This is a genomic window from Arthrobacter sp. 001422645 (genome assembly GCF_059816125.1).
The window spans coordinates 56,174-79,786 of record NZ_JCBANT010000001.1 but is presented as its reverse complement, the minus strand read 5'-3'; the positions used below and the strand labels follow the sequence as shown (position 1 = coordinate 79,786).

The 23,613-nt window shown below is 66.6% G+C and carries 18 protein-coding genes; 13 read left to right on the top strand and 5 right to left on the bottom strand.

Features of this window, described 5'->3' with window-relative positions:
- Positions 1-26: 26 nt before the first annotated feature.
- On the top strand, positions 27-1,496 hold the full coding sequence (locus AC6EUH_RS00375) for a sensor histidine kinase (protein WP_056425862.1): 1,470 nt from the start codon (positions 27-29) through the stop codon (positions 1,494-1,496).
- Between the two features lie 118 nt (positions 1,497-1,614).
- On the opposite strand, the gene AC6EUH_RS00370 is transcribed toward AC6EUH_RS00375, so the two are convergent.
- On the bottom strand, positions 1,615-1,863 hold the full coding sequence (locus AC6EUH_RS00370) for a WhiB family transcriptional regulator (RefSeq protein WP_003804966.1): 249 nt from the start codon (positions 1,861-1,863) through the stop codon (positions 1,615-1,617).
- Positions 1,864-2,104: 241 nt separating this feature from the next.
- Between AC6EUH_RS00370 and AC6EUH_RS00365 the strand changes: the two genes are divergently transcribed.
- Complete coding sequence (locus AC6EUH_RS00365; protein ID WP_499737493.1) at positions 2,105-2,557, top strand: hypothetical protein; 453 nt, start codon at positions 2,105-2,107, stop codon at positions 2,555-2,557.
- Positions 2,558-2,574: 17 nt separating this feature from the next.
- On the opposite strand, the gene AC6EUH_RS00360 is transcribed toward AC6EUH_RS00365, so the two are convergent.
- Positions 2,575-6,498, bottom strand: coding sequence for a type VII secretion EssC family protein (locus AC6EUH_RS00360; protein WP_499737492.1), 3,924 nt, complete (start codon positions 6,496-6,498; stop codon positions 2,575-2,577).
- Between the two features lie 244 nt (positions 6,499-6,742).
- Between AC6EUH_RS00360 and glf the strand changes: the two genes are divergently transcribed.
- The 11 genes from glf (at position 6,743) to AC6EUH_RS00305 (ending at position 19,041) form a co-directional block, all read left to right on the top strand.
- Positions 6,743-7,930, top strand: a complete 1,188-nt coding sequence (gene glf / locus AC6EUH_RS00355; RefSeq protein ID WP_056425866.1) for a UDP-galactopyranose mutase — start codon at positions 6,743-6,745, stop codon at positions 7,928-7,930.
- A complete protein-coding gene (locus AC6EUH_RS00350; RefSeq protein WP_499737491.1) occupies positions 7,927-9,948 on the top strand; it encodes a glycosyltransferase in 2,022 nt (673 codons plus the stop codon). Before glf ends, AC6EUH_RS00350 begins: the two co-directional genes overlap by 4 nt.
- Positions 9,945-10,823, top strand: a complete 879-nt coding sequence (locus AC6EUH_RS00345; protein WP_056425869.1) for an ABC transporter permease — start codon at positions 9,945-9,947, stop codon at positions 10,821-10,823. The genes AC6EUH_RS00350 and AC6EUH_RS00345 overlap by 4 nt, the downstream gene beginning before the upstream one ends.
- Positions 10,824-11,549, top strand: a complete 726-nt coding sequence (locus tag AC6EUH_RS00340; protein WP_056425872.1) for an ABC transporter ATP-binding protein — start codon at positions 10,824-10,826, stop codon at positions 11,547-11,549.
- Positions 11,550-11,651: 102 nt separating this feature from the next.
- Positions 11,652-12,941: a nucleotide sugar dehydrogenase gene (locus tag AC6EUH_RS00335; RefSeq protein WP_056425875.1), complete on the top strand. Its 1,290-nt coding sequence runs from the start codon at positions 11,652-11,654 to the stop codon at positions 12,939-12,941.
- A 47-nt stretch (positions 12,942-12,988) separates the two neighbouring features.
- Positions 12,989-13,585, top strand: a complete 597-nt coding sequence (locus AC6EUH_RS00330; protein WP_056425878.1) for an acyltransferase — start codon at positions 12,989-12,991, stop codon at positions 13,583-13,585.
- A complete protein-coding gene (locus AC6EUH_RS00325) occupies positions 13,582-14,673 on the top strand; it encodes a DegT/DnrJ/EryC1/StrS family aminotransferase (RefSeq protein WP_056425881.1) in 1,092 nt (363 codons plus the stop codon). Before AC6EUH_RS00330 ends, AC6EUH_RS00325 begins: the two co-directional genes overlap by 4 nt.
- Before the next feature lies 1 nt (position 14,674).
- Positions 14,675-15,670, top strand: a complete 996-nt coding sequence (locus tag AC6EUH_RS00320; RefSeq protein ID WP_056425884.1) for a Gfo/Idh/MocA family protein — start codon at positions 14,675-14,677, stop codon at positions 15,668-15,670.
- Positions 15,667-16,830, top strand: coding sequence for a glycosyltransferase family 4 protein (locus AC6EUH_RS00315; protein WP_056425885.1), 1,164 nt, complete (start codon positions 15,667-15,669; stop codon positions 16,828-16,830). Before AC6EUH_RS00320 ends, AC6EUH_RS00315 begins: the two co-directional genes overlap by 4 nt.
- The gene (locus AC6EUH_RS00310; RefSeq protein ID WP_499737490.1) at positions 16,827-17,945 is read left to right on the top strand and encodes a glycosyltransferase family 4 protein; all 1,119 of its coding nucleotides are present in this window, start codon (positions 16,827-16,829) and stop codon (positions 17,943-17,945) included. Before AC6EUH_RS00315 ends, AC6EUH_RS00310 begins: the two co-directional genes overlap by 4 nt.
- Positions 17,938-19,041 carry a glycosyltransferase gene (locus AC6EUH_RS00305; RefSeq protein WP_499737489.1) on the top strand — a complete coding sequence of 368 codons (1,104 nt, stop codon included), beginning with the start codon at positions 17,938-17,940 and terminating at the stop codon, positions 19,039-19,041. Before AC6EUH_RS00310 ends, AC6EUH_RS00305 begins: the two co-directional genes overlap by 8 nt.
- A 106-nt stretch (positions 19,042-19,147) precedes the next feature.
- On the opposite strand, the gene wecB is transcribed toward AC6EUH_RS00305, so the two are convergent.
- From wecB to AC6EUH_RS00290, 3 genes are all read right to left on the bottom strand, one after another.
- Positions 19,148-20,221 (bottom strand): non-hydrolyzing UDP-N-acetylglucosamine 2-epimerase, encoded by a 1,074-nt coding sequence (gene wecB / locus AC6EUH_RS00300; RefSeq protein ID WP_056425894.1) that lies wholly within the window; start codon positions 20,219-20,221, stop codon positions 19,148-19,150.
- Positions 20,222-20,299: 78 nt separating this feature from the next.
- Positions 20,300-22,306, bottom strand: a complete 2,007-nt coding sequence (locus AC6EUH_RS00295; RefSeq protein WP_056425897.1) for a DUF6541 family protein — start codon at positions 22,304-22,306, stop codon at positions 20,300-20,302.
- A gap of 109 nt (positions 22,307-22,415) precedes the next feature.
- Positions 22,416-23,561: a glycosyltransferase family A protein gene (locus tag AC6EUH_RS00290; protein ID WP_056425899.1), complete on the bottom strand. Its 1,146-nt coding sequence runs from the start codon at positions 23,559-23,561 to the stop codon at positions 22,416-22,418.
- Between the last annotated feature and the right edge of the window lie 52 nt (positions 23,562-23,613).

The window sequence follows — 23,613 nt, the reverse complement described above, 5'->3', positions numbered from 1 at the left end:
CTGCCGGCGTCGCAACTGGAGGTGTAGTGGCAATCTTTACGGACCCCATCAGGGAGCACGCTGATTTCGGGCCGGGGGATGCCGAGTGGCTGCACCTCCTCGTCGGCGACTGGCAGATGGTCGCGGACCTGGCGTTCGCGGACCTGGCGCTGTGGTTTCCGCACCCGGAGTTCGGCTACGTGGCGCTGGCCCACGTCCGCCCCTCCACCACGCACACGGTGTTTCATGCCGACTTCGTGGGGGAGGGGATCCGCTCGGACCTGAAGCCCCTGGTCGACAAGGCATGGGAGAGCCGCACGATCGAGCGCTCCAACGAGACCAACTGGAGCAGCGACATGGCCCTCCGGGTCGAGGCTGTGCCGATGGTCCGCAACGGCCGGACGCTGGCGATCGTGACGACCCACATGGACCTTTCCAGCTCCCGGATGCCGTCACGGCTTGAGCTGACCTACCGGCAGTGCGCCTACGATCTGCTGCGGATGGGGACGCTCGGGCTGTGGCCGGACTTCGCCTCGCCCACGGGTTCCCGGCGCGGCGCGCCCCGCGTCGGTGACGGTCTCATCAGGCTCGACGCCGAGGGCATCGTCCAATACGCCAGCCCCAACGGAGTCTCAGCGTTCCGCCGGCTGGGCGACGGCGAGTCGCTTGAGGGCAGGAGCCTGGCCGAAGTGACCGCAGGACTGCTCAAGGACCGCCGCATGGTGGATGAGACCCTGCCGCTCGTTGTTACGGGGCGCATGCCGTGGCGCAGCGAAATCGAGTCCCGCGGCGTCAGCCTGTCGCTGCGGGCGATTCCCCTGCGTGACGAACAGCAGCGCTTCGGTGCCCTGGTGCTGTGCCGTGATGTCTCCGAGCTGCGGCGGCGGGAGATGGAACTCGTCACCAAGGACGCCACGATCCGCGAGATCCACCACCGGGTGAAGAACAATCTGCAGACCGTGGCTGCGCTGCTGCGGATGCAGTCACGGCGCATGGTCAGCGATGAGGCCAAGCAGGGACTTGAGCAGGCGATGCGACGGGTGGCCACCATTGCCCTTGTGCACGAGACGCTGTCGCAGGGCCTCACCCAGAGCGTCGACTTCGATGAGCTCATTGGCCGCCAGTTCCGGCTCTCGGCCGAGGTCGCCTCCCCGTCGCAGCAGGTGAAGACGGCGCGTTCGGGACTCTTCGGCGAGCTGCCCAGCGATTTTGCCACCCCGCTGGCACTGGTGATCAACGAGCTGGTGACGAACGCCGTCGAGCACGGTCTCGAGGGCCGGACCGGAACTGTCTGGCTGATCGCGGACCGCTCCGAAAGCGAGGACAGCGAAGAGCTGCTCACCGTGACCGTCGCGGATGACGGCGTTGGCATCCCGGCCACACCGTATGTGGAGGGCCTCGGCCTGCAGATCGTGCGCACCCTCGTGATGAGCGAACTGGGCGGGACTATTCAGTGGAAGGCCAGGGAAGGCGGCGGCACGGCCGTCCAGATTGTCCTGAGCCTGGCCAAACGGTAGCCGGCCGCAGGGTTTAGCGGCGGTTAAACCGCGAATGGCCGCAGACTGAGGTCTGCGGCCATTGCTGTCCTGTCGCTGCCAGCGAACCGCCGGGTGCGCCGGCGTCAGGAACCCGGTCCTAGGAGGCGCGGCGGGCCCGGGCCGCGCGGCGCTTCAGGGCGCGGCGTTCGTCTTCGCTCATGCCGCCCCAGACGCCGGCGTCCTGGCCGGACTCCAGCGCCCACTGCAGGCAGGTGTCGACAACAGGGCAACGCCGGCACACACTTTTGGCTTCCTCGATCTGCAGGAGGGCAGGGCCGGTGTTTCCTACGGGGAAGAAAAGTTCCGGGTCCTTGTCAAGGCACGCTGCGCGGTTACGCCAATCCATGCTTATCAGTCACTCCATTTCCTGGGCACTCGTTAAATGCCTTTGTGAAACTATTCACTAGAGGCTTCATAAGAAAGGGGCCCTCTGGGGCCCCCTCGGTCATCTGGTTTAAAGCGTGTCATGTTAACGCTGCGTAAACAAGGGATAACCCGCTTCAATATGCCTCGGGATCGTGAGCGATGCATCACATCAGCAGGCGGCGCCCTCACATTTAGACGACTATGTCCGGTACTGTGCCAGTGTGTCAAGAGCCTCTGAAAACCCCTCCGAGCCTGTTCCTGCAGGCCCCGGCATTCCCGCCCGGCCCGCCGGCATCCTGGTGATTGCGATCGTCGTGGCGCTGGAGGCGGCGGCGCTGCTGGTTGCGGCCATCTGGTACGGAAGCCAGCTGCTGACCGGCGCCCCGGTGCTCTCCTTCTGGGGTGCGGTGTTCACCATGGTGCTCCTGGTGGCCTTCTCCGCCTGGCTCTTTGCGGTGGCCACCTTCCTGTTCCGCGGATACCGGTGGCCGCGGGCAGGTGCGCTGGTGGCGCAGCTCTTCACCCTTACCATCGGCTTTCCCACTATGTCGGGCGGATACCCTCTGGCGGGCCTGGCCATGCTGGTGCCGGCGGCCCTCGCCATCGTGCTGCTGTTTGACAAACGCGTCATCGCGTTCGCATCACGCCCCGGTGGAGCTCCTCCCGCCCTGTAACCCGCGCCTCACGGTCCTCACCCGCTGAGGTCTGCCGCAGGATCGAACGCCAGCTGGACCACCCGGGAGCGCCCATCCGCAATCACGACCGCGCGCCCCGGCGGAGGACTCGGCTCGGGTTCGTACCGGACTCCAAACAGTTCTCCGTCCATTAGTCCCCGCGGTGCGATCAACACGCCCCGCCCCTGGGCGGCCGCGTTCTGAACCAGTGGAACACGTTGCCGGATGCCCGGGTTGTAGCCGGCCGTGAGGACCACCCGCCATCCGAGGCTGTTCAACAGGAGCAGCCGGCTGTTGGTTTCGGACGACTGCAGATCGAGGTCGTCCGCCAAGAGAACCGCTGCCGGATCCAGTGTGCCGGCGAGCGCGGCGTCGTGGGTCCTGGACCAGTGCCGCTCCGGATCCGTGACGGGCGGAGCGTGAACCCAGCTGACTTCAGGGTTGAGGCCGGGTAGGGCGCGAAGCAGCGAGCTCTTTCCGGAGGCGTGGCCGCCGAGGACGGCGAGGACAGCGCCCCGAGGCAGGTGAATGCCTGCCGGGAGGAGCTCGTCGCCTCCGACTCCAAGCCACAGGGGGCCGGGCGGGGGAGGACGGCCTGGTGCCCGGGATCGGACGTCAGCGACCGAAACCAGCCCGGGGAGAGGCTCGACCCGGAAGGGCCGGGTCCCCGGTGTCACAGCCCCGTCCCGGAGGGCAGGGGGCAGGGTCCCGAAGAGCTGTCCCACGTGACCCTCAGTAGAGGCAGCAGGCGACACGGGCCCAAGAACCACCACGCGGCCCGCGGCGGCGTCGATGTCGGGCAGCCGCGGCCAGGCGAGCAGGGCCTCGTCCGTCGATCCGGCAGGCAGGAAGATCCGGTTGGGGATCGCGGCGAAGAACCGTGCGGTCACCAGCTCGCGTTCACCTGCCACAAGCACCGTGATCGCGGCCCTGGCGCCGTCGCGCATCAGGTCCTGGACGATGTCCTCGGCCCAGGCCAAGGGGCTGGCCCGAATCGACGATACCCACGTTCCCCAGCCGCACAGTGCGAGGACGAGCGCGGGTGCGTGGGTCGTGTCCGCGGCGCTAAGGCGCCGGGTCATTTCTTCCGAGATCCGCTCCAGGACGCGCACGGCCCGGCGGAGTTCGTGCAGGCCCACAACGGCCCCCACCCTGGGCGAGGTGACCGCAGCGCTGAACGCACCGGCAGCGTCCAGCAGATACAGGTGGGATTCGTCCCCGCAGCTCAGGAGCTGATCCACGATGAGCCGCAGCGCGGCGTCGCTACCGCCGGTGCTGCCCGAGATCAGTCCCAGATGGCCGTGTGTGCCCGGAACCCACCCGAACTCAGTGACCCGTTGCTCTTCGGGGATGTCCAACAGCCCGAGCCTGATCCGGTCGAGGCGACCATCCACGGGAAAGGCCGGCTGCTTGGGGAGGGGCGCTGCTACCGGCCGTCGCAGGGGGCCGCCGCCTGACGACGCCCAGAGGGCGCGTACTTCGTCGGTCAGCCGGGCCGCCGCTGACGCGAATGGTGCAGCGGGGTCTTCCGCCGGGAGGGTGGACCGGTCCGCTGTCCGGCGGTTGAGGAATTCCATCACCTCCATCACATGCGGGCCGAGGGCTGTCCCTTGCCCGGGTGGGGTGACGGTGGCCGTCTGAAACTCCTCCGGCTCCCCGTTTCCGCGGACCAGGTAGGCGCGCCCGGGGCGGGTGATCGGGATGCCTGCCGCCACCCGGGAATTGATGACGTCGAGGGACTCCATGTCCGATTGGACCCTCAAAGCGATGCAGCTGGTCACGTTCGCACGGATATCGGCAGACACGGCGCCTTGGGGACGCTGGGTTGCCATCACGAGGTGCACGCCGAGGGAGCGGCCGATGGCGGCAATCCGCATAAGCTCGGCCAGGGCAGCAGGGGCCTCGTCCACGAGCATCCTGAATTCGTCGATGATGAGGACCAGGCGGGGCAGCGGCGGCCCGGATGGATCAAGCAACTCGTAGGCCGTGAGGTCGGCGGCCCGGAACGCGGCCAGGAGTTCCTCCCGGCGGCGCACTTCGGCCGCCAGGGAGACCAGGGTGCGCGCCACCTCAGGCGTATCGAGGTCCGTGAGGAGCCCAACGCAGTGGGCGAGACCGGCCAGCGGCCGCAGGCCGGAGCCGCCCTTGAAATCAATGAACAGCAGATTGACCCGCCCGGGGGAATGGGCGGCCGCCAGCGCAGCCGCCAGGGTCCGGAGGAACTCTGATTTGCCTGAACCTGTGGTGCCCGCCACGAGGACGTGGGGACCGTCCGCCTGCAGATCCAGCTGCAGAGGACCGGAACGTCCGACGCCGACCACCACCCGAAGCCCCGGCGTGCCTGCCGAGCCGCTCCAGCGCCGGGAAATGTCCCGCGCTGAAAACGGGAGAAGCCCGCTGAGTGGGCAAGCGCCCGGGATTCCCGTCCGGGGAGCCGACAAGGGTGCCCTGGCCCCAAGGCGGCGGCAGTTGCGGTCGAAGACGCCGGCCGGAACAAGATCGGGAGTGAACTCCAGCGAGGAGCGGGCGGTTGAAAGCCGTCCGGTGCGCTCAGTGAGGGTGATTGCCGCGCCGGCGTCCGGTTCGCCGGTGCAGTCGACCACCTGCCAGCCGCGGCCGGCCGCCACCGCGCGCAGTGTTCGGGAGGCGGTAGCGTCAGCAATGATCAGCAGCCCGCGCTCAAAGTCCCCGTCCGGGCAGTCCGCGAGAATTTCCAAGGTAGTGGCCTCATGCGCCGAGAGAGTTGCCGTGGCCAGGAAGCGTGCCGGCAGGAGCCAAGGGGTAGGCCCATGAATGAGGATCCTGGTCCGCAGTGCCGCGGGGTAGGAGGCAAGCTGCAGCACGAAAGATCTGAGCAGCCCGGCGACAGCAGGTTCCGGGCCGCGGAGGCTCGTCACCGCCGTCGCCGGGTCCAGAGTTACGGGGACCATACCCAGCGATGGTGGCCGGAAACCCGGGTCCGGCGGTTCCAGCCGGATGTTCGCGGCGCTCTGTGCCTGTCCGAGCCGCAACCAGACAGGGCCCGGCGTCGTGGAAACCTCGCCGGGGCCGGGTGCCGCGGACAAACCCCGCAGGGACAATTCGCCCGCGGACGGTGCGGCCCGCCGCCGTCGATCCGTGTCCGCGAGGACGGCCGCCGCGACGGCCGCCCTGAGTTCGCGGCGTTGCCGTCTGCCGGACACGACCGGCACCAGGACCGACACCGCGGAGACGGCGGTGAAGGCCAGGAAAATCCACATTCCGGTCACAGCGGCCAGGCCGGTCCCGATGGCCAGGGGCAGTCCGGCCGCCAGGAAGAGCGCCGCCCTGTTGCTGTTCGCCGCAGGGTTGCTGACCACGAGAGGCGCCGAAACGTCGGAACCGGCGGAGCGCAGGGCGCCGGAGTCCAGCGGCGCACCGAAAACCAGCGACATCGACGAACCCCCGCACCCGATCAGGGCGTCGGTAGATATGGTGGCCGCCTGCACCTTCCGGCCGTCGACGGTGATCCCGTTGGCGCTGCCGAGGTCGAGGAGGGTGACGGCGGAGTCGGAGACGTCCAGTTGCGCATGTTCGTGGGATAACTCGGGGTCCGGAATGTCGATCTCCGTGCCGCCGCGTCCGATCCGGAACCGGCCTCGCCGCAGGGGAACGATCAGGCCGGCGCCCGGCCCGCTGTGCACGGCGAGCACGAGCGGCACCGCGCCGCCCGTCAGTACTGCGCCCCCCGTCGGCACTGCCCCGTCCACCAAGACCGCGCCGTGGACGAGGGGGCGCTCGCCGACGGTGCATGCAGCGACCGGAACGCGGTCCACGGTCAGCTCCCCGGTCCGGTAGCGCCGGGAGATGGCCGACTGCAGCTCCGGCCCGGGGCACGTGGGCGGCACCTCGATGGCTAATTCCAGAACGCCGGAAGGGAGGGAAGATCCCGGCGCCGGAACGAGGGAGCAGTGCAGCATCATCGGCTGAGGGTCCTTTCCCGCGGCGCCGCTTGGATCCAACGCTAGGGCTTGGCTGCGGTGGCTGGCGACAGGGAAATGCTGCTATGTGGAAAGCGGTGCTGACCTCGGAGAACAATCAAATTGCGGGGCCTGCGGCGTGCCCGGCCGGGGACCCCGATTCGCGGGTTCGGGCCTTGTCTCGGGTAGGCTGGACCAGCAGACAATGCACAACGTTGGGCTGCCCACATTCGAACCAGGAGATTTTGTGACCGCTGACCTTGTCATCGTAGGCTCAGGCTTTTTCGGCCTGACAATCGCAGAACAGGCCGCCACGGAGCTGGGCTTGAAGGTCGTTGTCATCGACCGCCGCCACCACATCGGCGGCAATGCTTACAGCGAGAAGGACGAACAGACCGGCATCGAAGTGCACCGTTACGGCGCGCACCTCTTCCACACGTCGAACGAGCGTGTCTGGGAGTACGTCAACCGTTTCACGACATTCACCAACTACGTGCACAAGGTGTACGGCGTCCACAAGGGCGAGGTTTACTCCCTGCCCATCAACCTGGCAACGATCAACCAGTTCTTCCGAGCCAACCTGACTCCCGGCCAGGCGCAGGAACTGATCAAGGAACAGGCCGGCGAACTCGCCGGTACCGACCCGCAGAACCTGAACGACAAGGGCATCCAGCTCATCGGACGTCCGCTGTACGAGGCGTTTATCAAGCACTACACCGGCAAGCAGTGGCAGACGGATCCCAAGGACCTGCCCGCAGGCATCATCTCGCGCCTCCCGGTGCGCTACAACTACGACAACCGCTACTTCAACGACAAGTACGAGGGCCTGCCGACCAACGGTTACACCGCGTGGATCGAGAAGATGGCGGAACACCCGAACATCGAGGTCCGGCTGAACACCGACTTCTTTGACGAGTCGCACGAGTACAGCAAGAACAAGGTCGTCGGAAACATCCCCGTCGTCTACACCGGCCCCGTGGACCGCTACTTTGATTTCGCCGAGGGCGATCTTTCCTGGCGCACCATCGACTTCGAGGAAGAAGTGCTCGACGTCGGCGATTTCCAGGGAACGTCCGTGGTGAACTACAACGACGCCGATGTGGCCTACACCCGCATCATCGAGCCGCGCCACTTCCACCCGGAGCGGGACTACCAAACGGAACAGACCGTCATCATGCGCGAGTTCTCCCGCGCCGCGGAGAAGGGCGACGAGCCCTACTACCCCATCAACACGGCTGCGGACCGCGAACGCCTGCTCAAATACCGCGACCTCGCGGCCGCCGAGAAGGACGTCCTGTTCGGCGGACGCCTCGGCACGTACAAGTACCTGGACATGCATATGGCCATCGGGTCCGCCCTGACCATGTTCGACAACACGATCCGCCCCCACTTCGAGGCCGGCGCCCAAATTGAAAGCGGAGGAGTGGACGCGTGAGCGGAGACCAGCAAGTTAAGGAGACCGTCCCGGCCGCAGCAGGGAACGACGCCGGCTGGCAGACCGTCCAGCGCGTCATACTCCCGGGGGAGCGCGGGCTTGAGACGCTTCCGCTCTACATGGACTCCGGAGTGGTCAGCAGCAGCTCCGATGTCTCCTCGGAATTGTCCGGGCTTGGCCGGACGAAAACTCCGATCAAGGTCCTGAACGCACCGCGGGCTGCCCACCCCGACGACGTGACGTCACGGACCAGCGCCTCAGTGCGCGCGGGCGAACGCATCTCCTTCGGCACCTACTTCAACGCCTTCGCCGCAAGCTACTGGCGTCGCTGGACGACGGTGGAAGAGATCCGCCTCAACGTGCGGACCTCCGGACGCGGCACTGTCAGCGTCTACCGCTCCAACGCCCGCGGTTCGCTGCAGCATGTGGAGACCAAAAGGGTCGTCGGCGACGCCCAGACGGAGTTCAACCTGTCTCTGGCCCCCTTCGGCGACGGCGGCTGGTACTGGTTCGACGTGACCGCCGGAACTGACGCGATGCAGTTTGTCGGAGCGGAATGGCAGGCCAACGCGCAGCGACGGCTGACCGGCTCGATTACCCTCGAAATCACTACCCTGAACAAGACGGCCTACTGCATCAACAACCTCCGCATCCTGGGACAGCATCCCGAGGCGCTGGAGCAGGTCAAAGAGGTCATCGTCGTCGACCAAGGCACCGAAAAAGTGGCGGAAGCCGACGGTTTCGCCGAGGTCGAGAGTGCGCTCGGCGGCAAGCTCCGCATCATCGACCAGAACAACCTCGGCGGATCGGGCGGCTTCGCCCGCGGCATGTACGAGGCCGTGGAAAACAACAGCGACTACGTCCTGCTGCTGGACGACGACGTCGTTATCGAACCTGAAAGCATCACCCGGCTGGGCATCTTTGCGGATTACTGCAAGAAGCCCACCCTGGTGGGAGGCCACATGTTCGACCTCCACGACCGGAACGTCCTCCACACCCTCGGCGAGGTGGTCAACCCGTACATCATCGGCCCCGCCGAACCGAACTCCGACCAGGAAATGCGCCACAACTTCGCGCAGCGGAACCTGCGGGACACTCCGTGGATGCACCGGCGCGTGGACGTGGATTACAACGGCTGGTGGATGTGCATGATCCCTACCGAAGTCATCCGAGAGATCGGTCTGTCCCTGCCCGTGTTCATCAAATGGGATGACACCGAATACGGCGTCCGCGCGAAGGCCGCCGGCTTCAACACAGTCTCCCTGCCCGGTTCGGCCGTCTGGCACGTTTCCTGGATCGACAAGGACGACCTCGTGGGGTGGCAGTCGTACTTCCACACCCGGAACCGCTTCATTTACGCGCTGCTGCACAGCCCGTACGAGTTCGGCGGCGGCCTCGTGGAAAACTCGATCAAGCTGGACCTCAAGCACAACATTTCAATGCAGTACTACACCGTCCAGGGCCGGATCGAGGCCATGAAGGACCTGCTTCGGGGACCGGCCGGCCTGCATGACATGCTGCCCACCAAGCTGCCGGAGATCCGGGCCATGGCGCAGCAGTTTTCCGAGGCGCAGTTCAAGCCGAGCTTTGACGATTTCCCGTCTGTGAGGTCGACGAAGGTTCCCCGCCGCGGTAAAGGTGTCTCGGTGCCGTCCTATCTGCAGCTTCTGCCGTGGGTGGCGAAGACAGTGGTCCGGCAAGTAGGTTTCCCGGTCTCGGAGTCCAGCAAATCTCATCCCGAGACCCTCGTGGCGCATCAGGACAACAAGTGGTGGCGGGTGTCGCAGTTCGACAGCGCCCTGGTATCCAATGCCGAGGGGACCGCTGCGTCCTGGTACAAGCGGGATCCCAGCCGGGTCCGCAAACTCATGGCCGAAGGGCTGAAGGTTTACGGCGAGGTGCTGCGCAGGTGGCCCGCCCTGAAGCAGGAGTATCGCGGCGCCCTCGCCGAGATCACCTCCATGGATGCGTGGAAGAAGACGTTCGACGCCAACAGCGGGGACAGGGACGGTAGATGAGTTCCACCACCCAGGAACTGGTACAACCGGGGCTTGGCAGAGGTCTTGCCGACGTGGCCCGCTCGAGATTTCTGCTGAAACTGCTGGTCCGCAAGGAACTCAAGGTCCGCTACAGGGGTTCTGTTTTGGGACTCCTGTGGTCCTACGTCAAGCCCGGCGTCCAGTTCATCGTCTTCTACATCGCCTTGGGCGTGTTCCTGGGACTCGAGAAGAGCCCCCGGAATCCGGACGGTCTGAACAATTACGCGGTGTACCTGTTCTCCGGCATCATCCTGATCAACTTCTTCACCGAGGCGCTGGGAAATGCTGCGCGGTCGATCGTGCACAACGGGAACCTGATCAAGAAGATCTATCTCCCTCGGGAGCTCTTCCCGATCGCGTCCGTGTGGGTCTCGGCGGTGCACTTCTTCCCGCAGATCGTGGTTCTGGTGATCGCCTGCATCTTTACCGGCTGGCACCCCGGATTGTTCGAGTTGCTTGCGGCGATTGCAGGGTTCACCATCGTGGCGCTGCTGGCCGCCGGACTGGGGCTGCTCTTCGGTGCCGCAAACGTGTACTACCGCGACTCGGAGAACATCGTGGACATGCTCCTGATGATCGCCACGTGGGCCTCACCCGTGCTGTATGCGTGGACCATGGTGCAGCGACAGCTGGGGGACGTCGCGTTCGCGGTCTATCAAGCCAACCCGATCACGGTCGGTGTCGAGCTCTTCCACTATGCGTTCTGGTTCCCGACGACGAACGGTTCCTCACCCATGCCGCCCGACCTTTTCAGCCTGTGGCTTCCGGTGGGCCTGGTCATCTCGTTCCTTGTCCTGGTCCTGGGGCAAATCACTTTCCGGCGGCTCGAGGGCCGCTTCGCACAGGAGCTCTGAGTGGCCAACGCAATCGAAGTTTCCGGCATCAGCAAGCAGTTTGTCCTCCGTCATACCCGTTCCATCAAAGAAACCGTTGTGTGGCTGGCCAAGGGCAGGAGGGGCGATCTTTCCAAGAAATTCCATGCCCTTAAAGACGTGTCACTGGACGTCGAGGCGGGGGAGACCGTGGCACTGCTTGGCCTCAACGGGTCGGGTAAATCCACGCTTCTGAAGCACATCTCGGGTGTGATGCTCCCCGATTCCGGCACCGTACGGACCCGGGGACGGGTCGCCGGGCTCATCGAAGTCGGCGCAGGCTTCCACCACGACCTTTCCGGCCGTGACAACGTCTACCTGAACGGTGCCATCCTGGGGATGACTGAACAGGAGGTCAATGACCGTTTCGACGCGATCGTCGAGTTCGCGGAGATCGGCGAGTTCATTGACACCGAAGTCAGGTTCTACTCTTCGGGAATGTACCTGCGGCTGGCATTCTCCGTGGCCGTCCACACGGATCCCGAGGTCTTCCTGATCGATGAAATCCTCGCCGTGGGCGACGAACCGTTCCAGCGCAAGTGCATCGGCAAGATCCAGGAGCTGGCAGAACGGGGCAAGACGCTCGTCGTCGTCAGCCACGACCTGGACCTGGTCTCCCGGATCTGCGCCCGCGGTGTCCTGCTGGAGCAGGGAAATGTTTTGTTTGACGGGCCGATCAGCGAGGCCGTTAGCAGGCTCCGCAGCTAGTCGGCAGACCCTGCTGCTGCGCCGTCGCGGCGAAGCAGCAGCTAGTGTGGAGACAGGTCCCCTGGCCCCGCCATCAGGTATGAGAGAAAAGGCACGAGTATCGTGAAGATTGCTGTAATTGCGTTGGGAAAGATCGGCCTGCCCCTGGCCGTCCAGTTTGCCTCCAAGGGCCATGAGGTCGTCGGCGTGGACGTTAACCGGCAGGTCGTGGACCTCATCAACGCCGGTACGGAGCCGTTTCCCGGCGAAGCCCACCTGCAGGAAAAACTCTCCGAACTGGTGCCGGCAGGGAAGCTCAGGGCCACCACCGACTACGCGGACGCGGTCCCCGAAGCCGACGTCGTTGTCCTCGTCGTGCCGCTGTTCGTCGATGCCGAAGCGAACCCCGACTTCGGCTGGATGGACGCGGCCACCGCGGAACTGGCAAAGCACCTGACGCCCGGGACCCTGGTTTCCTACGAAACCACCCTGCCCGTCGGAACCACCCGGAGCCGCTGGAAGCCCGCCCTGGAATCCGCCTCCGGCCTGGTCGAAGGACGGGACTTCCACTTGGTGTTCTCTCCCGAACGTGTCCTCACCGGCCGGGTCTTCGAAGACCTGCGCAAGTACCCCAAGCTCGTGGGCGGACTGTCCGACGCCGGGGCAGCGAAAGCCGTCGAGTTTTATCAGGCCGTGCTGGACTTCGACGAGCGGACGGATCTGGCACGCCCGAACGGCGTGTGGGACCTGGGCTCCGCCGAGGCGTCCGAGATGGCGAAACTGGCCGAAACCACCTACCGCGATGTGAACATCGGACTCGCCAACCAGTTCGCCCGGTATGCCGCCACTGCGGGCATCGACATCTACCAGGTCATCGAGGCCGCCAACTCCCAGCCGTACAGCCACATCCACACCCCGGGCATCGCCGTCGGCGGCCACTGCATCCCCGTCTACCCGAGGCTGTATCTCTGGAACGATCCGGCGGCCACGGTAGTGCGCGCGGCCCGGGAAGCAAATGCCGACATGCCTGCCTACACCATCGGACTGCTCGAGGGGGCCTACGGCGACCTCGCCGGCGCCCGCGTGGTGGTGCTTGGCGCTGCCTACCGCGGCGGCGTCAAGGAAACCGCGTTTTCCGGCGTCTTCGACGCCGTCAGGGCACTCGAGCAGCGTGGTGCCGCCGCGCTGGTCCATGACCCGCTGTACACCGACGAGGAACTCCAGAAGCTGGGCTTCCAGCCGTACCATCTGGGTGAGCCGGTCGACGCGGCCGTGGTCCAGGCGGACCACGCCGAGTACCGCACGCTGGGCCCGCAGGACCTGCCGGGTGTCCGGGTCTTCATCGACGGCCGCCGGGTGAGCAGCCCGGAGGCATGGGTCGGCGTCGAGTACCGTGTCATCGGCAAGGCCTGACCTGAGTCCGCGCGCCGAACACTTTTCCCTTTGACAGGAGATCCACGATGAATAACATTGCCCCGAGCGCTGATGTTTCGGACCGCGCCGTGCTGGGCGCCGGCACCAAGATCTGGCATCTGGCCCAGGTGCGCGAGGACGCCACCCTGGGAGAAAACTGCATCGTCGGCCGCGGTGCCTACGTCGGCACCGGTGTCCAGATTGGCGATAACACCAAGATCCAGAACTACGCGCTGGTCTACGAACCCGCCAGGCTGGGAAACGGCGTCTTCATCGGACCCGCAGTGGTCCTGACGAACGACACCTACCCCCGGTCCATCAGCCCCGACGGATCCCTGAAGAGCGCCCACGACTGGACTCCGGTGGGCGTCACCATCGAGGATGGGGCGTCCATTGGGGCGCGGGCCGTCTGTGTGGCCCCCGTGACGATCGGACGCTGGGCGACCATCGCCGCAGGCGCCGTGGTCACGAAGGATGTACCGGCCTTCGCCCTGATGGCGGGAGTGCCGGCCAAGCGGCTCGGGTGGGTCGGCAAGGCCGGCTTCCCGCTGCGCGAGGAGGACGGGTTCTGGGTCTGCCCCGAGACAGGGGCCAAATATGTTGAGCAAGAAGACTTCCTGAAAGAGGCAGAGGACAACGCATGAGCCTGGACTTTATCCCCGCAGCCAAGCCGATCATCGGCGATGAAGAGCGGGCGGCCGTCGACGCCGTACTGGCATCCGGAATGCTGGCCCAAGGCAAGCAGGTGGCGGACTTCGAAACGGAGTTCTCCTCGGTGCTGGTCGATGGCCGCGCCGCCGTTGCCGTGAACTCCGGCACCTCCGGACTGCACCTCGGCCTCCTGGCCGCCGGCGTCGGCCCCGGCGACGAGGTGATCGTGCCGTCGTTCACGTTCGCCGCCACCGGCAACTCCGTCGCGCTGACCGGAGCCACTCCCGTCTTCGCCGACATCGAGCTGGACCACTACACCCTGGACACGGACCACGTCGCGTCGCTCATCACCGAGAAGACCAAGGGCATCATGCCGGTGCACCTTTACGGGCACCCGTTCGACGTCGAAGGCCTCGGCAGGCTTGCCGCGGAGCGCGGCATCGACCTCTACGAGGACGCAGCCCAGGCCCACGGAGCCAGCTTCAACGGCCAGAAGGTCGGCAGTTTCGGCACCTTCGCCATGTTCAGCCTGTACCCGACGAAGAACATGACCTCCGGCGAGGGCGGCATGGTCACGACGTCGGACGCCGCCGTCGAGCACCGGCTGCGGCTGCTGCGCAACCAGGGCATGGAGAAGCAGTACCAGAACGAAATCGTCGGATTCAACGCCCGCATGACCGACCTGCACGCCGCCATTGGCCGCGTCCAGCTCACCAAGGTGCTGGGCTGGACCGCGCAGCGCCAGCAGAACGCTGCGTTCCTGGACGCTAACCTGGAGAACGTGGGAACGCCGCTGGTCAAGGCCGGGGCAGGCCACGTCTACCACCAGTACACGATCCGTGTGCCCGAGGACCGCGACGGACTGGCCAAGGCACTGCGGGACGAATACAACATCGGAACCGGTGTGTACTACCCGGTCCCGAACCATCGCCTTCCGTCCTTCAACCGGACCGAAGACCTGCCCAATACCGAAACGGCGGCCAAAGAAGTGCTCTCCCTGCCGGTCCACCCGTCCCTGAGCCAGGACGACCTCGAGCGCATCGTCGCTGCAGTCAACGCCGTCTCCAAGGCCGGTGCCTGACATGGCGAACCTGCGCGTAGGCCTGATCGGGCTGGGGATGATGGGGCGGCACCACGCCCGCGTCCTCCGCGAGCTGCCCGGTGTCGACCTGGTGGCCGTAGCGGACGCGTACGGCGATCCGCACGGAGTAGCCGGCGGACTGACCGTGCTGTCCTCGGTGGAAGAGCTTATTGCCGAGGGCCTGGACATGGCGGTCGCCGCCGTCCCCACGGGCATGCATGAGGAGGTAGGACTGGCCTTGGCCGACGCCGGCGTCCACACCCTCGTGGAGAAGCCGATTGCCGCAAGCACGGAGGCCGGCCAGCGCCTCGTGGATGCGTTCGAGGCCAAAAACCTCGTGGGGGCCGTGGGCCACATCGAGCGTTTCAATCCCGCGCTGCAGTCCCTGCGGAAGCGGATCGAAGCCGGCGAACTCGGCGACGTTTACCAGATCGCCACCCGGCGCCAAGGCCCGTTCCCGTCGCGCATCGCCGACGTCGGTGTGGTCAAGGACCTGGGGACGCACGATATCGACCTGACCGCCTGGCTCGCCCAGAGCCGTTTCGATTCGATCTTCGCCCAGGTCACCACGCGCAGCGGCCGCCCGCACGAGGATATGGTTGCAGCGACCGGGCAGCTGGAAAGTGGCGTCATCACGAACCACCTGGTGAACTGGCTTTCCCCCATGAAAGAGCGCCTGACCATCGTCACCGGCGAAAAGGGTGCTTTTGTGGCCGATACGGTCACCGCGGACCTGACGTTCTTCGAGAACGGCACCGTGGCCACCGAGTGGGAGTCCATGGCGGCATTCCGTGGTGTCTCGGAGGGCAACATGACCCGTCTTGCCATCGCCAAACCGGAACCGCTGCGCACGGAACACGAAGCGTTCCGCGACGCGGTCCTGGGGCTGCGCACCGACGTCGTGACCATGCGCGAGGGCCTGGACACGCTGCGCGTTGCCGAAGCCGTGCTGGAGTCCGCGCGCAGCGGGCGGATGGTCAAAGTCGCCGCCTCGTGACGGCGCATCCCCGTTTGAGGGTTGTGGTGGCCACCCGGCTCTTTACGCCGGAAGTGGGTGCCGCGGCCTTTCGTCTCCAGGCACTGGTGGACGGGCTGGTGGCAGCGGGGGCGGACGTGTCGGTGGTAACCACCCGCGCCCCTGGCGGCGCCACGGCCGGCAACGTTCCCTTCAGGATCAGTCGCTGGCCCGTGCTGCGCGACGGCGGCGGCAACGTCCGCGGCTACGTCCAGTACCTGAGTTTCGACGTGCCGGCCTTCTTCCGCTTGCTGCTGCAGCGGGCCGATGTGGTCGTGTCGGAGCCACCGCCCACCACCGGGCTGATGGTGGCCCTGAGCTCCTGGCTGCGCCGCCGGCCCTTCGTCTACTACGCGGCAGACGTCTGGAGTGAGGCGCTGTCCGCAACGGACGTGCCGGGCTTCGTCATCAGCCTGATGCGCCGTGTCGAGGGATTCGTCCTGCGGCGCGCCGCCCGCGTCATCGCCATTTCCGACGCGGTTGCCGAGCAGGTGGCAAGGTTCGACGTGCCGGCGGAGCGGGTGCAGGTCGTGGCCAACGGGGTGGACACCTCAGTCTTCAATCCCCAGGGCGATGCCGCAGACAGCGACCGGCCCTACTTCGCCTACACCGGAACGATTTCGGAATGGCAGGGAGCCGACGTCTTCATCCGGGCGTTGCCGCTGGTGCAGCGGAAATATCCGACGGCGGAGATCCGCTTCTTCGGGCAGGGCACCGACGAACCGGCACTCCGGGCGCTGGCGGACGAGGTCGCTCCCGGCAGCGTGGTCTTCGGCGGCGTCGTGCCGCCCCGGGAGGCTGCAGCCTGGCTCCGCGGGGCCGTGGCAGCACTGGTCAGCATCAAACCCGGTCAGGGCTACGACTTCGCCAAGCCGACCAAAATCTACGCGGCAGCAGGTTGCGGCGCCCGGGTCATCTTCGCCGGTCCCGGCGAGGGAGCCGCGGTGGTGGCCAACAACGGCCTTGGCGACGCTGTTGACCATGACCCGGATGCCGTGGCGGCTGCGATGATCGCCGCGCTCGAAGAGGAAGACACCGGCCGGGGACACCGCTCGCAGTGGGTGGGGGAGAACGCCTCACTGGCCGCCGCCGGCCAGGCCGCGGCCGCGATCGTCGCGTCGGTGGGGAGGACCCAACCATGAGAATCCTTGTGGTCACCACCTGGTTCCCCAGCCACGATTCGCCGGCGCAGGCCCCGTTCAATCTGGAACACGCGAAAGCAATCCAGCTCCGGCATGATGTCAGCGTCGTGCATGTGCGGCTGGGCAGCAGGCTGCCCGCAGCCGCAGAAACCTATGCCGGCCTCCCCGTGCAGCGAGTCTCCCTCAACCCCCGCAGGCCGTGGACGGCCGTCTCCGTGCTTCGCACACTGATGAGGGAAAGCTCGACGTCGGACGTGCTGCACACGATGGCCTTTTCCTCGGCACTCGTGGCGGCCCTGCCGGCAGTCCTGACACGGAAGCCGTGGGTTCACTCCGAGCACTGGAGCGGTGTCACGAACCCGCGGAATGTCGCCGGGATGTGGCCACGTTTCGCCTGGCTGCGCTGGGTGCTGCGTCTTCCGCACGCCGTGACAGGAGTGACGGCGGAACTGGTCGAGAAGCTGCAGGCGTTCGCGCGGCCCGACGCGGCGGTGCTGGTTCCGTGCGTTGTTGCCAACGAGCGGCCGTTGAAGCCGCTGCCCCGCGGCGACCGGCTGCGCCTGGTCGCTGTCGGCGGGCTTGTTCCGGGGAAGAGGCCCCTGCTGGCCATCAGGACCATAGCAGCGCTCAGGGACGCGGGCCACGATGTGCACCTCAATTGGGTGGGGGACGGACCCCTCCGTGGGGAAGCCGAAGACCTGATATCCGGGTTGCAGCTCGGGGAGAACGTCACGCTGGTCGGCATGGTCCCGCCGGCCGAGGTGTTCGGGTTTTTCGAGCAGGCCCATCTGTTCTTCCTTCCGACGGCCCATGAAAACTTCTTCACGTCCGCGGCGGAGGCACTTTCCGCCGGACGGCCCGTCGTCGTCCCCCGCGTCGGCGGCTTCACCGACTACGTGACGCAGGCGAACGGCGTCCTGGTGGACGACGCGTCCCCGGAGTCCCTGGCCGCCGCGATCCAGGCGGCCCGGCTGACCTTCGCCGGTGCCGACCCGTCGGCTATTGCCGCGCCCATCCGGGCCAGGTTCAGCCGGAGCACGGTTGGCATGCTGTTCGAGGACGTCTACGGCCGCGTGCTTGCCGGCACCGGAGCCACCGGGAGCAGGCATGGATAAGGATGCAACCGGTGCAGCAGTCCCGGCGGTGGACGTCGTCATCGCTGTGCACAGCAGCACGCGGCCTGTGGCGAGGGCACTCGCGTCGGTGGCCGCTGCCGGCCTTGAACTGAACGGTCCCGATGGAGTCCGGGCCACTGTCGTGTGCCACAACATCTCCCCGCACGAGATTTCGGGGAACGTCCCGCCCGAACTGGCCTCAGCCACCAGGTTCCTGGAACTCCGCGACGGGATACCCAGCCCGGCCGGGCCGTTCAACTATGGGCTTGCGCGGGCGACGGCTGAATTTGTCTGCATTCTTGGCAGCGACGATTCCCTGGAGCCCGGCGCCCTGCGCCAATGGCTGGAGCTGGCCCGCACCCATTCGTCCGCGATGGTCATCGCGCCCCAGCGCCATGCCGGCGGTGCACCGGTGCGGACCCCGCCGGTCCGGGTCCGCAGGCGGTTCAAACTGGACCCGGTCAAGGACCGCCTGAGCTACCGCACAGCCCCGCTCGGCCTCCTGAGGCGCAGCGAGATCCAGCGCTTGGGCCTGGAATTCAGCGCGGACCTGCGCACGGGGGAGGACCAGATATTCTCTGCCAAACTCTGGTTCGGTGGCGGCCGGATCGACTATGCCCGCGGGACAGGCAAGTACGTCGTGGGCGACGACGCGCGGGACCGGGTCACCGGACAGCGGCGGGACATCGGCGAGTTGTTTGCCTTTGCCCTGGAGCTCGTCGCCGACCCGTGGTTCGTCGCTCTTCCCTTAGCCCATCGTCGGGCGCTGGTCACCAAACTGCTCCGGGTCCACGTCTTCGGCGTGGTTCTCCCGCGTGGGGAACAAGGCGGCTGGACGGACGCTGATCGCGCAGAATTCGCACAGGTGACCCGAACGCTCCTGGCCGCCGCGCCGGGGGCAGATCGGCCCCTGTCCCTGGCGGATGCCCGGCTGCTCCGGAGCATCCTTACCCCGGGACCCCTGGCCGAGATGCTGGCGGCAGCCGCGGGGCGCCGCAGGTTCGGACGGCCGCAGACCATGATTGCATCCAGCCCAACAGCGCAGCTCGACCCCGAGGCGCCGGTGCGGTTCATGGCAGCGTCCGCGCTGCTTTAGCCGTACTCCGTGCCCTACGGTGCCCCTCCAGGCACCGAAAAACAACAGGGGCGGGCGCTGACGTCCTGCCGTCAGCGCCCGCCCTCACCGGCAGTACCGGGTCCTGCTACCTGCCCGACTGCGTGTTGAACTCCAGCAGCGCGTCCACGATCTTCTCTGCGGCGTGGCCGTCGCCGTAGGGGGCGGCGTCCGTGGGCTCAGGGGCGGGCCGCTTCACGGTATCGGCCAGGATGGACAGGTCATCGCTGACCAGGACATTCCAGCGTGATTCGAGGGTCTCCACCCACTCCGTTTCGGGACGGATGGTGGTGCATGGCACCCGCAACAGGAATGCTTCCTTCTGCAGCCCGCCGGAGTCAGTGACGACGCCTTCACTGTTCCGCACGGCGTTGACCAGCTGCGGATAGGCCAGCGGCGGGCAGGCCCGGATGCTTCCCTGCTCGAGTGTCAGTCCGTGACGTTCGGCCAGGCTGACCAGGCGCGGGTGGGCCAGCAGAAGCACCGGACGGTCCAGGGACGCCAAAGAGTCAAGGATGGCCTTGAGACGGGCCGGCGAGTCCGTGTTGTCGGGACGGTGAATGGTGCTGACGTAGTAACCGCCCGGCTCCATATCAAGGGGCAGGGGCTCGTTGCGGCGCTCCAGCAGCGACCGGACCTGGTACAGGACATCGGTCATGACGTCGCCGACGAGGACCGTCTTGCCGGCCAGGCCCTCATTGGCCAGGTGGTCCACGGCAACCTGGGTGGGCGCCAAAAGCAGGTCCGCCGCGTGGTCCGTCAGGACACGGTTGTGTTCTTCCGGCATGCGCCGGTTGAAGGAACGCAGCCCCGCTTCGAGGTGGGCCAGCGGAATGTGCATCTTGACCGCGGCGATGGCCGCGGCCAGTGTGGAGTTGGTGTCGCCGTAGACCAGGACACAGTCCGGCTTGGCCTCTTCCAGGATTTCCTCAAGGCCTCCGAGCATCGCGCCCGTCTGTGCCCCGTGCTTGCCGGATCCCACCCCGAGGTTGAAGTCGGGGGCGGGGATACCCAGGTCCCGGAAGAAGACATCACTCATGAGCTCGTCATAGTGCTGGCCTGTGTGGGCGATGAGGTGTTCTGCCCGGCCGGAAATGGCTGATGCGATCGGTGCGAGCTTTACGAACTGTGGTCTTGCGCCGACGACGCTGAGAATACGCATGGTCCTAGCTTAGGCGAAAGCCGCGCCCGGCCTTGGCAGCTGTGATCCGGCCCACCGGACCTAGCAGGCCGTGCCCGGTCAGCACGCGGTGACCCTGTAGAGTTTGGCCGCGCCCTGCTTGTCCACAAGTTCCACCTTGGCTCCCGCGGCAGTGGCGACGTCGACGAACGCGGGGTAGGACCTGGCCTCCGGGAAGTTGAGCATGTAGAAGTGGCCGAAGTCGAGGATGTACCGGACGTGCTCTTTCCCTGCGAGCTGGCAGGTTTCAGATCCGGTCTGCGCCGTTGTGATATCCTTCGCGATCTTGCGCAGTTCGGCATCGGGTCCCGGCGCAAGATGGTACTGCGTAACGTGGCGGCCGGAGACGGCGTAGGCCAGCGCCCCGCCATTGAACGGATTGACGCCGATGACGGCGTCTTCCGGGACAGTCGTGCCAAGCCGGGACATCAGGGCGAATTCATCATTGGAAACCGCCCAGCCCGGGACGAATGAATAGGTGTCGCGGATTTTGGTGGACACGGCGGTCAGCCCGGGATCATGGACGCGTCCCACCAGGGTGGAAAAGGCAAGGGCAAGAATGGCCGCCGCCGCGACGGCGTACAGGCTTCCGGATCCCCGGAACTGCGGCAGGCCAAGACGCCGGCCGGGAGATCGCCGCTCGGCCATGCGCCCAAGCCATCCCCTGACGGCGGACACCAGGCCGTCAGCGCCGACGCTGGCGAGCACAATCATAAACAGGGGCACCAAAGCCGCGAGCCGGTAGGGGTCCTGGTACCAGCTGCCGATGGTGAAGTGCCGGAAGCGGCCCTGATACATGAAGACCGCGACGATGTAGAGGGCGGCGGCGATCAGGGCACAGGCGATCATCCAACCACCACGCCGCCGCACGATGATGGTGACGATTCCCAAGAGGGCCGCTACGGAGGCGACCATTGTCGCGCTGCCGCCAAGGAGCGTGCCCGTCGCCACGTCTTCCACCGCCTGGGCCAGCGTCCGGCTGGGTTTCCAGTTGTCAAAGCTGAGGAGCAAAGCCTGCCAGACGACGAGGAAGGCTGCAGCCGCGGCGAACCCCCAGAGGACCACGAGTCCGATTGCCCGGGCGCCCGCTTTGGCGCGGATGCGGGCGCGGAGCTGGGCGAACCACGCGGCGGCAATGAGCGGGACGGAGAATGCCAGGAGCGCCGTGACACCGTTGGGCTGCGACAAGAACAACGCCGCAACCGAAATGAGCAGGAAGGACCACAGGCTGACGTTGTCCATGAATCGTTCGCGCCCGGCATTGAACAGCCCCACGAGGACCAGCAGCGCCAACGGCAGCAGGCTGTAGGCCAGCGTGTTGGGATACAGCGGGCCCCACTGGAGCAATTGCAGCGGGAACATCCAGAAACCGCCGCTCAGGGCACCCGCAAAAACAAGCGGCAGAACGCGGGGGCCAATGATGCCCCGGACCAGCATGATGCAGGCGAAGGGCCACAAGATCACGCTGACCGCCACGATCACGGCGTTCTGGCTGACGAAAACGTCGTTGTTGGTCAGTTGGGAAACGAGGGCAGCCAGGGAATGCCACACGGAGGGGTAGATGGCGATCCCGGCATCCGGGTTGAGCATCCGGCCCAACGTCAGCGACGACGCGCTCCCGGTTTCGAGGATGTACCGGATCGCGTTGAGGTGAAAAATGTTGTCGTACACCTGGGCGAAGTTTCCCGGCTTGCCGACGGCCGGCCACAAGCGGCTGACGATGAGGGCGGAGCCCGCAGCCATGCCACCCAGGATTGCCGCCCATTGGACGACGGGCGCCGCCGAGGCCGGCGCGACTGCGGCAACCCGGCCAGTGAAGAACCGCCGAAGCAGGAATGCCAGGCCGGTGCACACGGCTGTCACCAGCAGGTAGCTGAGAATCCCCCAGTCCAGCCGGAGCAGACCTCCGACAACGCCGGCAAGCCCGATGAGCCCGCAGGACGCCAGGGGTGCCATCGCCGCGGACGCGAAGCCCTTGGTGCCGAGTGCCCGCGCAAGAATTAGCCCGGGAAAGAAGAGCAGGAGTGCGGCCACGGCGATAGCGGGAAACGCCTGCCACCAGTTCATTAATGCTCCTGCCCGTCCGAATTACCGACTTGAGTCTAGCAAGCCGGGCCGGTGCCCTTGCGCCCGGGCGACTCCGGCAGCGGGCGGCACGGCGGCGGGGGTGCCGTCATTAAGGCGCGGCGGGCGGTGCCCGGAAAACGCCGGTCGCGGCCCGCAGTCGCTCGCTGACGTAGTGGCGAATGATCGAATCGCCGGACAGCGAGTCCAGCATCCGTGGGGTGAGCAGCTCCCCGCTCCGGCCGGAAGCCCGGTATTCCGCCGCCAGGACCCGCAGCTGCCGAAGGTCGCCGGCCGAGCCGGCCGCCTGGATAAGGGTGGCGTCACGCCGGCTGATGCTGGGAATGGAACCGCCGGCCAAAGACAGGACCCTTGCGGCCAGTCCGCGCCAGTACAGGCTTTCCCCGAGATCCCACAACGGGGCGCGGCCGGGGGAGTCGGGCGCATCCGCGCGCCGGAGCAAGGCCCCGATGCCGTGCACCCTCAGGATCTTGTGGGCGATGGCGCGCCGTTCCGCCGTCGACCCCTGCTGCAGCCAGTCCGCGGCAAGCAGGTGTTCCAGCCACGCGAACTCCTGCTGTAGCGGCCGGATGGAACTCGTCACGCGGGCCGGCCCGGAGTCATCGGTCTGCCGGTATGCCGGTGCGCCGTACGGGTAGCAGATGGCTCCGGAGCGGAACCACAGCCTCAAGGTAGGTTCAATGTCTTCGCCGGTCGGGACGCCTTCGGTGTAGCCGAACCCAAGGGCGAGCAGGCTCTCGCGGCGCAACAGGCCGTAGGGGACACTGCGGTACGCCAGCCCGTCGCGGAGGGGGTGGAGTACCAGGGGCTTCGACGGCCTAATTCGCGGCGACGGGAGAATGTTGCCTGCAGGTGTCCGCAGCGGTGCGATCACGGCCGCGGCAGTATGAGCCTCGGCCACCTCCCACCAGGCCAGCAGCGAACCGGGTTCCAGGTAGTCATCCGAGTCAAGGAAGCTAAGGTAGGCCGCGCCGCTGCGGCCCAGGGCGTAGTTGCGGGGGCCGGCCGGTGACGCCACGCCGTCGGAATGGCTGAGATAGGTGACGCCGTCGACGCCGGTTTGAAACCCGGGGCCGGACAGGCTGTCCGCGGCAAGGTTGTGCAGCACCACCGTCACGTGCACATCGACACCGCGGGCGGCCAGCGCAGCGCGCTGGTCAAGGACGGACGCTATTCCGCGCGCTACCGGCCGCGCCGGGTCATGGACCGGGATGACGACTTCGATGCTTTGGGTCATGGACTACAAACTCCTGAGCGAGGGTATTTGGGGAGTCCCGCGATAACCTTAC

Coding starts and splice junctions, on each gene's coding strand:
- AC6EUH_RS00325 (WP_056425881.1), top strand. CDS start 13,582: ATGAGCCTGGACTTTATCCCCGCAGCCAAGCCGATCATCGGCGATGAA.
- AC6EUH_RS00360 (WP_499737492.1), bottom strand. CDS start 6,498: ATGATGCTGCACTGCTCCCTCGTTCCGGCGCCGGGATCTTCCCTCCCT.
- AC6EUH_RS00310 (WP_499737490.1), top strand. CDS start 16,827: ATGAGAATCCTTGTGGTCACCACCTGGTTCCCCAGCCACGATTCGCCG.
- AC6EUH_RS00345 (WP_056425869.1), top strand. CDS start 9,945: ATGAGTTCCACCACCCAGGAACTGGTACAACCGGGGCTTGGCAGAGGT.
- AC6EUH_RS00330 (WP_056425878.1), top strand. CDS start 12,989: ATGAATAACATTGCCCCGAGCGCTGATGTTTCGGACCGCGCCGTGCTG.
- AC6EUH_RS00305 (WP_499737489.1), top strand. CDS start 17,938: ATGGATAAGGATGCAACCGGTGCAGCAGTCCCGGCGGTGGACGTCGTC.
- AC6EUH_RS00320 (WP_056425884.1), top strand. CDS start 14,675: ATGGCGAACCTGCGCGTAGGCCTGATCGGGCTGGGGATGATGGGGCGG.
- AC6EUH_RS00295 (WP_056425897.1), bottom strand. CDS start 22,306: ATGAACTGGTGGCAGGCGTTTCCCGCTATCGCCGTGGCCGCACTCCTG.
- AC6EUH_RS00370 (WP_003804966.1), bottom strand. CDS start 1,863: ATGGATTGGCGTAACCGCGCAGCGTGCCTTGACAAGGACCCGGAACTT.
- wecB (WP_056425894.1), bottom strand. CDS start 20,221: ATGCGTATTCTCAGCGTCGTCGGCGCAAGACCACAGTTCGTAAAGCTC.
- AC6EUH_RS00290 (WP_056425899.1), bottom strand. CDS start 23,561: ATGACCCAAAGCATCGAAGTCGTCATCCCGGTCCATGACCCGGCGCGG.